The sequence below is a fragment of the Aliivibrio wodanis genome (genome assembly GCF_052920805.1).
In genome coordinates, this window is sequence record NZ_JBREXA010000001.1 from 636,481 (window position 1) to 648,920 (window position 12,440).

Annotated in this window: 12 protein-coding genes and 1 tRNA gene; 7 read left to right on the plus strand and 6 right to left on the minus strand. The window is 36.1% G+C overall.

Annotated elements, in window-relative coordinates:
• Positions 1 to 17 precede the first annotated feature (17 nt).
• The gene (locus tag ACU5DF_RS03100; protein ID WP_446711724.1) at positions 18 to 1,118 is read right to left on the minus strand and encodes a carbohydrate porin; all 1,101 of its coding nucleotides are present in this window, start codon (positions 1,116 to 1,118) and stop codon (positions 18 to 20) included.
• 357 nt (positions 1,119 to 1,475) lie between these two features.
• Between ACU5DF_RS03100 and ACU5DF_RS03105 the strand changes: the two genes are divergently transcribed.
• Positions 1,476 to 3,461 carry a methyl-accepting chemotaxis protein gene (locus ACU5DF_RS03105; RefSeq protein WP_446711725.1) on the plus strand — a complete coding sequence of 662 codons (1,986 nt, stop codon included), beginning with the start codon at positions 1,476 to 1,478 and terminating at the stop codon, positions 3,459 to 3,461.
• 446 nt (positions 3,462 to 3,907) lie between these two features.
• Complete coding sequence (locus ACU5DF_RS03110) at positions 3,908 to 5,233, plus strand: hypothetical protein (RefSeq protein ID WP_446711726.1); 1,326 nt, start codon at positions 3,908 to 3,910, stop codon at positions 5,231 to 5,233.
• Positions 5,234 to 5,456: 223 nt separating this feature from the next.
• Here the strand turns inward: ACU5DF_RS03110 and ACU5DF_RS03115 are convergent, their stop codons facing one another.
• The 3 genes from ACU5DF_RS03115 to ACU5DF_RS03125 all read right to left on the minus strand — a co-directional run bounded on the left by ACU5DF_RS03115 (position 5,457) and on the right by ACU5DF_RS03125 (position 6,996).
• Positions 5,457 to 6,329: an EamA family transporter gene (locus ACU5DF_RS03115; RefSeq protein WP_446711727.1), complete on the minus strand. Its 873-nt coding sequence runs from the start codon at positions 6,327 to 6,329 to the stop codon at positions 5,457 to 5,459.
• A 253-nt stretch (positions 6,330 to 6,582) separates the two neighbouring features.
• Positions 6,583 to 6,657 (minus strand) — tRNA-Gly (locus tag ACU5DF_RS03120).
• A 138-nt stretch (positions 6,658 to 6,795) separates the two neighbouring features.
• Positions 6,796 to 6,996, minus strand: a complete 201-nt coding sequence (locus tag ACU5DF_RS03125; RefSeq protein WP_045103752.1) for an alternative ribosome-rescue factor A — start codon at positions 6,994 to 6,996, stop codon at positions 6,796 to 6,798.
• Positions 6,997 to 7,191: 195 nt separating this feature from the next.
• Between ACU5DF_RS03125 and pyrC the strand changes: the two genes are divergently transcribed.
• The gene (gene pyrC, locus ACU5DF_RS03130) at positions 7,192 to 8,220 is read left to right on the plus strand and encodes a dihydroorotase (protein ID WP_045103751.1); all 1,029 of its coding nucleotides are present in this window, start codon (positions 7,192 to 7,194) and stop codon (positions 8,218 to 8,220) included.
• Positions 8,221 to 8,654: 434 nt separating this feature from the next.
• Positions 8,655 to 8,981, plus strand: a complete 327-nt coding sequence (locus ACU5DF_RS03135; protein WP_446711728.1) for a hypothetical protein — start codon at positions 8,655 to 8,657, stop codon at positions 8,979 to 8,981.
• A gap of 98 nt (positions 8,982 to 9,079) precedes the next feature.
• Here the strand turns inward: ACU5DF_RS03135 and ACU5DF_RS03140 are convergent, their stop codons facing one another.
• Together ACU5DF_RS03140 and ACU5DF_RS03145 are read right to left on the minus strand one after the other, a co-directional pair.
• Positions 9,080 to 9,301 (minus strand): DUF3820 family protein, encoded by a 222-nt coding sequence (locus ACU5DF_RS03140; RefSeq protein ID WP_446711729.1) that lies wholly within the window; start codon positions 9,299 to 9,301, stop codon positions 9,080 to 9,082.
• Positions 9,291 to 9,818, minus strand: a complete 528-nt coding sequence (locus ACU5DF_RS03145) for an NUDIX hydrolase (protein ID WP_446711730.1) — start codon at positions 9,816 to 9,818, stop codon at positions 9,291 to 9,293. The genes ACU5DF_RS03140 and ACU5DF_RS03145 overlap by 11 nt, the downstream gene beginning before the upstream one ends.
• Before the next feature lie 221 nt (positions 9,819 to 10,039).
• Between ACU5DF_RS03145 and ACU5DF_RS03150 the strand changes: the two genes are divergently transcribed.
• Genes ACU5DF_RS03150 through ACU5DF_RS03160 form a run of 3 tightly spaced genes read left to right on the plus strand, consistent with a single transcriptional unit; the run spans position 10,040 to position 12,251 of the window.
• Positions 10,040 to 10,495: a c-type cytochrome gene (locus ACU5DF_RS03150; RefSeq protein ID WP_446711731.1), complete on the plus strand. Its 456-nt coding sequence runs from the start codon at positions 10,040 to 10,042 to the stop codon at positions 10,493 to 10,495.
• 14 nt (positions 10,496 to 10,509) lie between these two features.
• Positions 10,510 to 11,160: a cytochrome b/b6 domain-containing protein gene (locus ACU5DF_RS03155; protein ID WP_446711732.1), complete on the plus strand. Its 651-nt coding sequence runs from the start codon at positions 10,510 to 10,512 to the stop codon at positions 11,158 to 11,160.
• A gap of 17 nt (positions 11,161 to 11,177) precedes the next feature.
• Positions 11,178 to 12,251 carry a mechanosensitive ion channel family protein gene (locus ACU5DF_RS03160; RefSeq protein WP_446711733.1) on the plus strand — a complete coding sequence of 358 codons (1,074 nt, stop codon included), beginning with the start codon at positions 11,178 to 11,180 and terminating at the stop codon, positions 12,249 to 12,251.
• Positions 12,252 to 12,440 lie beyond the last annotated feature (189 nt).

The following is a 12,440-nucleotide window of genomic DNA, read 5'->3' on the forward strand; positions in this document are numbered from 1 at the left end:
ATTTGTTCCTAAGCCACCTAAATACTAATCACCCCACGAACTCCAAATATCCACGCATCATCATTATTTAAGTTAAAAGGTAAACCATTTAGATATTGAATATTTGGTGTGATCGATAATGGACCAAAATCTGCTTTATAGTAAAATTCTGTATTCATCACCTCATCCACTGGAGCATTCGGTTTAGCCCAGCCTAATGCGACTCCTAACGTTCCTTCACCTAAGCCAAGGTAACCAGTCCCCATTACAACTGAAGATTTATAAAGATTTTCAGGCCCTTCAGACACACCTACTCGTAGGAATGGCATCCAATTGTCTGTCAAATAGATTGCTGATAGATTCGCACCATAATTCTCAGTAGGGCGAGCGGCTTTTCCATCACTATGCCATACAATTAAGTGAACATTTTGCACATAAAATACCTCTTTTGAAGGAATCCAACCGATTTCTACTGATTTAAAATAATGATTCTCATTTATGATGTTATCAATACCAGTAAATGGCTCTGTAGAGTCCGCTTTTGCATCAGAAAAACTAGCCAACGTATAGAAATTAGCTGACATCATATGTTTTACTGTCACTCCAAGTGTTGATTCATCAGGAATGGCTATCGCACCTGCCCCTGTACTGAACTGCACATTTGAAAATCCAGACCAAGGGTTACCCAAAGCATAGGTATCGATATAATCTGTACTGTCTAAAAATCCAACCATTAGCTCTGTATCTTGAGCGTTAAACTCCTGCCTCCAATACAAATTAGTCAACCGAAAACCAATATCGCTAAAAGCAGGCTGAATCAGCCCAAAGCCTCCTACATTACTCATCATAAAATCTTTAGGTGTAGCATCTGTGTAGCTATGCTTATGATCGAGTCTAAGTTGTAACTGCCCCGTATCCTGGTCACTCTCATCACGATAGCCCACCCAGTTAACTGTCATACGAGCAATACCAGAAAAAGCACCTTGATCTTTCCCCTCAATTACATCAGCTGAAGCTCCGCCATAAAAGAAATAATTTCCAGAAAATTTCAAGGGATCATTTTCTGTTGTTTTTAACTCCTCAGCATTTACTGTAAAAATAAATAGTAAGTAACAAAAAAGTGATTTCATATATTTCATAAATAGCATCCTTTCTATAAGTATAAGGGATAGGTTTAGATAGCACTTATAGAATGTGACTAAAAGAAGAAACAGTGTGACTAAATTATGATAAATAATATTTATATTTTAAAATACATGAACGAAATACAGCTCATATTAATAAGCAGTAATTAACCTTCTACTCTCAAGGCTAACCAATATAAATTACTTTAGCTAACCATAAGCAACAATGGTAACTTAACTTATTATTCTTATATCTGAACGCCATAAAAAACAGTTTATTTATTCGAATTTTTTTCTATGTGAAAACCAAAATATGTATTATTCTCTCGCCGAAATTTTCACATTGGTGAAAACATTAGGATCATAAGAACAATGCTGCAAAAGTCCCTTTCAAATTTAAAGACAAGATATCAAATATTAGTACCTGTTTTAGCGACTATCACCGTTATGATAATCGCCATCTATTTAGTAAACTCCAAATTAGAATCAACAAATCGTAATGTTCAAATATCCGATTACCGAAGTCTTCAGTTAAGCAATGTCTCTATCGCTGAGTCTAGATTGCTTTTCCTTAGACTAAGTGTCTCAGCAAGCTTTACTGACCTTGAATCACTAACATCCATCGACTTTGATGGAGTGACTTCTGAACTTCAATCTAACTTCACAAGTATGGTTAATCAACAACGAACGTTACAAGGCTTAGGAGCGGCAGTTAAATCACCAGAACAGCTTCAATCTGAAGTCAATGACATAATTTCACAACTTCACGATTATAAAAAATACGCCGATATTATCGTAGAACTTAATGATACAAAAAGTGATAAATGGGGAAATTCAATTTATTTAACAACACCTATTGAACAAGCAAATGAGTTAATATTGTCATCCTCATTAAGTGAAGAATCAAAGCTATACTGGGAGAAAATACTTCCTGAAGTTTATAGTAAAGCTGCCAGTATTGAGATCCAAATGACCTCATTGTTTAATGAAGATTTATATACTTCTGTCAGCAAAGCATCAAGAATTGATATTGTTCACCGAGAGTTCGAGGCTTTGTCTAAATTGATTGAACCATTAGAACATAAAGAAGCAAAAAATATTCTTGAAAATGCATTTAAAACACAATTAAACATGAACTCTATGCTTTGGACTGCTGTCAATAACATCAGTGAAAATAAAAGAGAATTAGTTGAACTTGGTAAAATAATTTATAAAGAGTTAAATGATGAGAGAACTCGATTAACAAAGATGAACGGTAAAATTTCAGAAGATAACATGCGACTAATATCTGAAAGCCAAAATCTATTGTTCATGGCAATAACCGTTACTATTATAATTTCATTACTGATTGGATTTATTATTGCTAAAATTGTGACTAAACCAATTTTAATTCTGCAAAAACAGATGTCAGATATATCCAATGGTCGTTTGGATTCACTAAACTATCAATCAAGTGATAATGAGATTGGTAAGCTGTGTACAAATACCGATAATACTGTTGTTCGTTTACAAAATATGATTGGTAGCTTGCGTAATGTAGGTGAAGAGGTTTCATCATCATCTACAGAGCTCGCCGCCATTATGGTACAAAGTGAAGCGAATGCATCTGATCAGAAATCACAAGTCGATTTGATTGCTACAGCAATTACGGAATTAGCTGCATCAGCAAATCAGGTAGATGCTTCAGCAAACCAAGCAGACATTACCGCTAAAGATGTACTGATGATGAGTCGCGGTGGAGCAAAATCTGCAGCCGAAGGGGTAAAATTAAGTCAAGATCTAGCACTTCAAATGGATGAAACATCATCTGAAGTGATGATATTGAAAGATCAGACAGATCGTATCAGTGAGGTTATTACCGTCATTGATTCTATCTCTGAACAAACTAATTTATTAGCACTTAATGCAGCTATTGAAGCGGCACGAGCTGGTGAAAGTGGCCGAGGATTTGCTGTTGTGGCTGATGAAGTTCGTGGACTAGCAGCTAAAACTCAACAATCAACCCAAAATATCCAGAATATTATTAATAATTTACAGAAAAAATCATTAAATGTTGTTGATTCTGTCAATCAATCAATAGAAATGATCCAGAAAACTGCTCAGATGAGCCTTGATACCAATAATCAGCTATTAAATATTTCTGATTCAATAGAACTTATCTCTCAAACTAATGCAGAAATGGCAACCGCAGCCAATGAGCAAAGCAGAGCAATTGAATCGATTAGTGAGAACGTTAATGTTATCACCGAAAGTATTAATCAAAATGTTGAAGGCATAAGAGAATCAGCTCAAGCAAGCCAATATTTATCTGAACTATCTGAAAATCAAAAAGAGCAATTATTATTCTTTAAAATATAAGTACGATATATCACCAAATTAGCTAGCCTGATATTCATAGCTTCAGGCTAGTTACTCCTAGATCCCTGCAATAACCATCACATTCTTATTCTTATTCTTATTCTTATTCTTATTCTATATTATTGCACAAGGCGTAGATTCATCGCCTTATGGCATTTGAGAGTGAACATCTACGTGTATTTTTCTTATCCATATTCATCTCTAGTGGCAAAATAACTCAAGCTCATAGAGGTATTCGGAACTATTAGACAGCGACAATATGGTTAATCAAACTATCGTATCATAACACCCCGTTGCAATATAACATGGTGACATACTGATAAACTTATAAAATGTTGCTAGGTAAAATGTATTAAATGTGTTTTTTGTAAGCTTACTACTACCCGCCTTCTACTTAAATAAGATATTATTTATAGACTACAGTACTGTTAATTACGAGAAGAAAAATGAAAAAAGACGATTTTAATGATATTTTTTCTGAAGAACCATTTGATGAAGATCTCTTTGAGACCAGTGCATCCTCTCAAGAAGTACAACCATTAAATACCACTCCCGATTGGGGTAATCTACAGGCCGGCTGTCCAGAGATCAGTCCTATTATCGTCGATGAGATCTGTAATTCTACTGGTGAGAGAGTGTCGAGTAAATGGTGTGATATTGAAGATATCCCTGAAGCATTTATTGGTAAATGGCGAATTATAGCTATCGAGAAAATAGCAACTGATATCATGTGGGCTAAATATTTAGACGCAGATCATTTTGCAAAAATCATTCAGCATCAAAAGGGAGAATCGATCCCTTATCAATATTCGCGCTCTCATTTATCACTCTCTGATGAAGAAAGAGAATATTTAATTAGTGACACGCTTCCTGCAAGTTACCAAGAGTTTCTTGATGCAGGAGTGGATGAGAAAGTGGCTTATAAATTTGCTCTGTATGAAAAGTTTGCATGCTATGGTCTGTATGAAGACACCACTCATTTTGTGTACCCTGAAGCTTCATCCAATCGCTTTGTTGAGTTTCCTATCCGCTCTTTAGTGACTCATGACATTATAGATTACAACATTATTTATTTTAAAGATGTAAAGACACTTCCTATTGGCCTAAACAATTTCATTATTGACTCAATACACAAAAATGAAAAGCCTTATTACACCCCTTTATTTATCGTAAATAGAGAAGCAGAAAACCATTATCGCCATAGCTATGATCCGTTCTACACGCAATCTTCAGTATTGATAAAACCACCACTATCCAACACTGAATATAACTGGAATAAGGTCGTTTTTCTAACCGATAAGCCGACTCACTTTAAGGTTGAAATAACATCGAGCAGTGCTAAAAACACATGGCAAGAGTTTGATGATGTGGCGTATATACCAAAAGAAGAAAGAGCCAATTTTACAGCCCAACTTCTTACAATAATGGCGACAAACCCTGTGTTTGCGGTAGCCCTAAATAAAGATGTTTTTTATCAATTAGAGGTTAAACCGCACCTACTGACAACGGATCAAGTGAATGAGTTTAATCATAATTTATGTAACCAGCATAAAAACTTCCCCTTTAAGGATCTCGAAAAAGAGGAGTTAGATTATCTACACAGTGAGCAACTGCCTGAAATCTATCATCGACTAATAAGTAAAGGGATACCCGACCCCCTCAGTTATCAATTTGCATTGTGTGCTAAGTTAATGAAGTATTCTTACTTTTTTGATGTATCTGGCGCTTACCAAAATGAAGATTACCCTTACCACAGAGCTAGGTGCCTCTAACACTGATACAATCATAAATGCGATAAAACGCTTTAATCATTGAAGATGTTTGACTAGATAGCAACAATAACCGACATACTCTTATTCTATATTAATGCACAAGGCGTAGATTCATACGCCTTGTGGACATTAAAACCCCTCTTCTCGCACAAGACTCAACATTTCAGCCGTATATTTGTTAATCTGAAGAAATTTTTTTTTATAAGCTTATTAAATATTTTGCTTATCGCATTACTAATACAGCGGCAATGGCTATTAGTATCAAGGCTACGATATCTTTACGCTTAATACCCTCTTTTAACCAGAAGAAGGAGATTAGCATGGTAAAAAATACTTCTACTTGTCCAAGTGTTTTTACAAGTGGCACCGTTTGTAAAGACATGGCACTAAACCAACCAAGTGAACCAATAAAGCTTGCGATACTGGTCATAATGACCAATTTAGGTTTTGTAAACATGGCCTTCAATGTCTTACGATCACTTAATAACATATAAGAAAGTAATAACACGGTTTGTAACAGAATAACCAACAGCAAAACCCAAGCTGCGCGGTGTGGAAAAGGCAGATCTAATGTAAGGCTCGCCTCCCTTATCCACAAAGAGGTCAAAGCAAAAGAAGTGCTACACGCAAGTCCAATCAATGCGGTTTTTAATGAGAGACTACGGAGCCCATTAGGACAGCTCAGCATAAAGACCGCAATGGCACCAACAATCACACCAACCCATCCCAATAATGACAATGACGTGCCAAAGAAAAGGACACCAAGAAAGGCAGCAACAGGTGCTTCACTTTTTGCAAGACCTGCTCCAATAGCGAAGTTTTTCTGCTTAAACAGCACCACCATTAAACCAGTGGCCACAATCTGCATAAGGGATGCACCAATAATGTAGAAGTAAGAATAGGTTGTAAAAACAGGAAGAGGAGCAGATTGATACCCGTACAAGATCAGCAGATAAATAGCAGCAAGCGGGCTCGCCCATAAAAAACGAGACAAGGTAACGCCAGTCACGTTCATCTCTTTACTTAAACGACTTTGAAACGCATTACGCCATGATTGGCTAAATGCTGCCAGTAAGGTAAATAGTATCCAGCTCACAGTAATCCTTTATAAATTATCCTTGTAGCCACATAGTACCTTAGCTGTTTTTAATTTGTTTGTTCTATTCATTTAGAAAATCATAAACACCTTTATAAGAAGCGTTCCAATCACTCTACGTAAAAGAAATACCTAATGTGGATAGTGATATTCTCAAACGCCGGATACGACAAAAAACACAACTAAGTGCTTAATTTTCAATAATTTTTGATTTTAAAACAGAAACAATCTCTTGAGGAGGTTAAAAAGAGATTGGAGCGTACAGCGGGAATCGAACCCGCATCATCAGCTTGGAAGGCTGAGGTAATAGCCATTATACGATGTACGCACATCGTCGAACGAGATAGATAATGCCACACTGAGCGCTGAGGTAAAGTTCTTTTTTCATTTCAATGAGTTGAACGATTGTTTTTTGTTCGATTGACGAGAAAATAGAGACAAAGATCACAAAACCCTATTCAAAAACCTATGCTGCTTTTGAATAGGGCTCTTTAAACCCTTTATATTTCTCTTTACGAGCGAAGCTCCCCTTTCCTTTTTTAGCTTTCATTACTCTTGTTGTAAATAATGGACTAGTAACAATTGCTTTTAAGGCGTTATCTTTAATTTTTCCTCTACCGTGTTCATATTCAGAAACAGGTAACACTTCTTTTTTACTTTTTTTCATAACTTCTCGCTATCGTCTTACTGTATAAATATCACACACATTGTCTTTTCTTTTACCTTTTAAGTCAAATTTGTTACTAATTTTTACTTTCTCCTATTTGTTTTAGTCATTTTGCTTTAGAATCCTTTCGCCTAAGCAAACGATTAACTCAATAAATTCTTAGGCTCTTATTTCTTTTTCTGGTGGGAGCAGCAAATGACAACTTTAACAATTACTCGTCCTGATGATTGGCATTTACATCTACGTGATGGTGACGTATTAACTGACACTGTACGTGATTCAGGCCGTTACAATGGCCGCGCATTAATTATGCCAAACCTAGTTCCACCAGTAACAACGACTGAGTTAGCCCTTAGTTATCGTGACCGCATTCAAGCTAAAAACCACTCTGATACCTTCTCTCCTATCATGTCTTTGTACCTAACAGAGAAAACAACATCAGAAGAGATCCGCAAAGCAAAAGCAACAGGTCATATCGTTGCTGCAAAATTATATCCTGCGGGCGCAACAACTAACTCTGACTCTGGTGTTAGTGATGTAAGTAAGGTTTACCCTATTTTAAAAACCATGCAAGAAGAAGGCATGTTATTGCTTATTCACGGCGAAGTAACAACTCACGACGTTGATATTTTTGACCGTGAGAAGACCTTCCTTGATACCGTGTTAGCGCCTATCGTTAATGATTTCCCTGAATTAAAAATCGTTCTTGAGCACATCACAACCAAAGATGCGGCGGATTTTGTTAAAAATGCAGGCCCAAACGTTGCGGCAACGATTACAGCTCATCACTTATTGTTTAACCGTAACCACATGCTTGTTGGCGGCATTAAGCCACACTTCTACTGTTTACCAATTCTAAAGCGTAATACGCATCAACAAGCGTTAATTGAAGCGGCAACAAGTGGTAATGCTAAATTCTTCATTGGTACTGACTCAGCGCCTCACGCTAAAGACAAAAAAGAAGCCGCTTGTGGTTGTGCTGGTTCTTACACTGCGCACGCTTCTATCGAGTTGTATGCAGAAGTGTTTGAGAATGAAGGCAAGTTAGAAAACCTAGAAGCATTTGCAAGCTTTAATGGTCCAGATTTTTATAATCTTCCTCGTAACACTGATACAATCACGTTAGTAAAAGAAGCGTGGATCGCGCCTGAAACGATGACATTTGGTAACGACTTTGTAGTTCCAATTCGAGCAGGTGAAGCAATTGAATGGCTAGTTAAATAAGTAACTAGTGAAATAAGTAACTAGTGAAATAACACATTAAACAAAAATGGGATGCTAAATTAGCATCCCATTTTTGTATAAATTGAATAACATCGCTGAATACCTAATATCAATTCCAATAAGTCTCTATACATTATGGTTAGTTAAATAGATCATATAACTAGTTGCATTGATATAATCAAATCTAGGAATAAAACTGGAAAATCAAGAGGATAAAAGTAGATTCAAAAAAAGCGGGCTATCAATGCCCGCATTAAAAAATTCTAAATTAGCGCATCCATGCAGCTGAGAACCATTACGAAACATAGAATAGCATTCTATATATAATTTACAAGCAATTTGTTATAAAAATTCAAATTAACGGTAATAGCTATTGCACTCAATATACGCTAAACGTAAAATGAAGTTCTTACATAATAAATAAGGTTTATAACATGATGATAAAAAAACACTTTTACGCCTTATTAGTGGCACTTATCTCATCAAATGCTGTCGCTGATATCGTTGCGACACCAGAAAATGAAGATATCTGTAAAGAGAAGTACGTCAAAGAAGTCTTTGATAATCAAGTACGATACAGTAATTCTCAAAATACACCTCAAGTTCGTAGAACTGCTGAACGCCACATTGATCGCTCTCGTGAGATTTATTATGAATCAGAAAGTTTCTGTGCTGCACTCAGCTATCTACGTAATGAAGCATCTGAAGATTTAACCGATGATTTTAAACGAGCAAAAGTCGGTGAGTCTCAATTTAAGTAGAAGTAGGCCCTCCTACTAAAATAGATAAGCATTACCAATACCATTAATTAGATAATCATTGGTATTGGTATAATAAATAACAGCTCCGTTTAGCTGAGCTAGATTTTATATTTTAAAGGTCGAATTACTTCGTCTAAGCCTTCAATCTTCATTGCTAAACATAATGCCATCAACTCCCCCAACTCTCCTTTTGGAAAACCATCTTTACGTTCAAACCATAAAAGATATTCTTCAGGAAGGTCAATCAAAACACGTCCAGCATATTTACCAAATGGCATTTTCATCTGAGTCAGCTTAAGTATTTGCTCTTTATTGAACATGTAACCGCTCTTTAACGATCAAATGCAATAAGAAAGTTTCACGCTCTATACTCATGCCTTTTTTCTCACTATGAGTAATAATATCTTCATTGTGCGCTATTGCTTCATGGATATTTATCCAGACTGGCTTCATACCATTACGGATCTCATAGCTTTCATAATTAGTATCACCAAGCTCTTTATCTGCATCACAGGTATAACAATACGAAATCATGTGCAATACATTACATTCATGCTTGTACCAAGGGCGAAACTCTTCATAGATGCCAAATGGCTCAATATTTGAAATATTTTTAGCGCCCGTCTCTTCTTCAATCTCTCGAACTAAACCTGCAATTACATCTTCACCATCATCAATACCACCACCTGGTAAAGAATAATCATGGTAACGCTCTGTATATAAGAGAAGGATATCCTCTCCTTTTAAGATAATTGCACGGGTTGCATTACGTTGAAGGATATTTTGATTATCTAGATGCTCTAGATCCGGATGCGTTGTAATATTTAAAATTCGCATAAAAACTGACAAACCTACTTGAAAAATAACTTGTCTATTATACGCAATTTACTCATAGATGCAGCAATCAAATCCCTCTGCTTTTTATAACACCCCTCTTTGAAATGTAAATTATGTGTAAATATTGCTCCGGCTGACTACCTCTTTTCTTAAACATTTCATATAATACTTATCTAAAATAATTACAATTGAAAATAACTACAATTCAAGGAAGTCTCAATATGAAAGCAATTCAATCACTGGTTATCGCTTCAACACTTCTCGCTTCAACATCAGTTTTAGCGCACACTTTTAATGAAGCCAATAAAGCCATTAAATATCGTCAAGCTGCTTTCACTATGATCGCTGGAAATGTCAGTGAAATGGGTGAAATGATAAAAGGAAAAACAGAGTGGAATGAGGCTACATTTTCTAAGCGTGCTGAGCAACTATCTCAACTCTCATTAATGCCATTAGACGCATTTGCCGTTGAAGGTTCTGATAAAGGAAAAACTAACGCATTACCTGAAGTGTGGAAAAACTTTTCTGATTTTGAAGCAAACTTTGTTCAATTTCAAAAAGACACGGCTAACTTAGCTAGTGTTTCTGAGACAGGTGATAAAGCCGCAATTCGTAAAGCATTTGGAAAAACAGTGAAAAATTGTAAAGCTTGCCATACTGATTACAAAGCTAAATAATTAAAAGGATAATAATGAAAATCTGGGACAGTTTTATCCGGGTTTATCATTGGAGCCAAGTGATCTTACTTGGCTCTCTTTGGTATACCGCTGAAGAAGGCTTAATGGAATGGCATTTCTCATTTGCTTATCTTCTAATGGCCTTTTTAATAACGCGAATTGTATGGGGCTTCATCGGCAGTGAGACTGCTAAATTCTCTCACTTTGTAACGACACCTAAAAAAGCGTTCAATTACTTAATCGCAATAAGAAATAGTAAGGTCTCACACTCCATCGGGCATAACCCTGCTGGTGGGTATATGGTGCTAGGATTATTTTCCTTACTCACATTTCAGTTACTCACTGGGCTATTCAGTAATGATGATATCCTCTCTGAAGGGCCACTAGCCTCTTTAGTAAGCTATGAAACCAGCAGCCTATTAACAAGCATACATCATCAAAGCTTTAATGTTCTTCTTGCCTTTATTGGACTGCATATTGCAGCAGTATTATTTTACCGTTTTAAAGGAATTAATTTACTATCACCGATGTTAACCGGTGTTGCTAAATTGACGGGAACAACACCAATAATGAAACATGTCATCATTGCATGGGGCATTTTTGCAGTCATATCATTATTTATATACTACCTTTGGGCAAATGAAGTGGTAAGCTATCTTTTTTAGAAATTAGAGACCTTTCAATGACATTCTTCCTAGATATATGGAATTCAATATTGGAATTTAAAGAGCACGATTGGGCACAAAATGTCATCGTGCTCTCTTTATTTAGTGCTTTTCTTTGGCTGTCATGGCGACTTATTGTAACTCGTCTTCATCGTATCGCAGCTAAAACAAAATTACCGTGGGATGATGCCGTTATTTCTGCAATCTCATCTCCTATCACATTAGTCATTTGGTTATGGCCTGCCAGCACCTCTTTAAAGATCATTCTCTCGAATCATACTCACTTAAGTACGTCATGGATAATAACCCTACAGATATTTATTCTTGTCTGGAGCTTTATTTGGTCGGCGTTACGCTTAACTACTTTGGTTGAGAAACAAGTACTTCTCAATCCGAAATATGATGAAACCACTATCCTTGCGGTAGGAAAAGTTATCCGGTTAATCTTTATCTCACTAGGTATCCTCTCTTTAATGCAAGGAATGGGATTAAGTTTATCAGGATTGCTCACTTTTGGTGGTGTTGGTGGCTTAGTCGTTGGTCTGGCGGCTAAAGATTTATTGTCCAATTTCTTCGGCGGTATGATGATCTATTTTGACCGCCCATTTAAAGTCGGCGATTGGATACGCTCTCCTGATCGCTCTTTAGAAGGAACAGTCGAATCTATTGGCTGGAGAATGACCATCATTCGCACTTTTGATAAGCGACCTCTTTATGTACCGAATTCCGTATTTAGTAGTATTGTGGTTGAAAATCCCTCAAGAATGCTAAATCGCCGCATTAAAGAAGATATTGGTATACGCTATAAAGATATTCATAGCATTGAGCTTATTGTAGATGACGTCAAAGCGATGTTAATTGCCCATAATGATATTGATTCTAATCAAACTTTAATTGTCAATTTTAATGGTTTTGGCCCCTCATCACTGGATTTATTAGTTTATACATTCACTAAAACAGTCAATTGGATTGAATACCATCATGTAAAACAAGATGTATTGATAAAAATTGGGAATATTATTACTCAACACGATGCTGAGATTGCATTCCCAACCCAAACATTGAAAGTAGAACAATTACCGATTAACTAAAAATTCAATAAATAAACCCTATTAAAGGCACCATACTTCTTGTGTGGTGCTTTTTTTATTTTTCTTGCCTCTATTTTGCCCTGTTTTTAAACGAAGTCACCTAAAGGTTGCGATTGCTCATTCAGTTTCAACAATATTAGTTATCAATAATAAAAATAATCAACAATCTGCGGTAAAATGTGACATAAA

Coding starts and splice junctions, on each gene's coding strand:
- ACU5DF_RS03100 (WP_446711724.1), bottom strand. CDS start 1,118: ATGAAATATATGAAATCACTTTTTTGTTACTTACTATTTATTTTTACA.
- ACU5DF_RS03105 (WP_446711725.1), top strand. CDS start 1,476: ATGCTGCAAAAGTCCCTTTCAAATTTAAAGACAAGATATCAAATATTA.
- ACU5DF_RS03110 (WP_446711726.1), top strand. CDS start 3,908: ATGAAAAAAGACGATTTTAATGATATTTTTTCTGAAGAACCATTTGAT.
- ACU5DF_RS03125 (WP_045103752.1), bottom strand. CDS start 6,996: ATGAAAAAAAGTAAAAAAGAAGTGTTACCTGTTTCTGAATATGAACAC.
- pyrC (WP_045103751.1), top strand. CDS start 7,192: ATGACAACTTTAACAATTACTCGTCCTGATGATTGGCATTTACATCTA.
- ACU5DF_RS03135 (WP_446711728.1), top strand. CDS start 8,655: ATGATGATAAAAAAACACTTTTACGCCTTATTAGTGGCACTTATCTCA.
- ACU5DF_RS03140 (WP_446711729.1), bottom strand. CDS start 9,301: ATGTTCAATAAAGAGCAAATACTTAAGCTGACTCAGATGAAAATGCCA.
- ACU5DF_RS03145 (WP_446711730.1), bottom strand. CDS start 9,818: ATGCGAATTTTAAATATTACAACGCATCCGGATCTAGAGCATCTAGAT.
- ACU5DF_RS03150 (WP_446711731.1), top strand. CDS start 10,040: ATGAAAGCAATTCAATCACTGGTTATCGCTTCAACACTTCTCGCTTCA.
- ACU5DF_RS03155 (WP_446711732.1), top strand. CDS start 10,510: ATGAAAATCTGGGACAGTTTTATCCGGGTTTATCATTGGAGCCAAGTG.
- ACU5DF_RS03160 (WP_446711733.1), top strand. CDS start 11,178: ATGACATTCTTCCTAGATATATGGAATTCAATATTGGAATTTAAAGAG.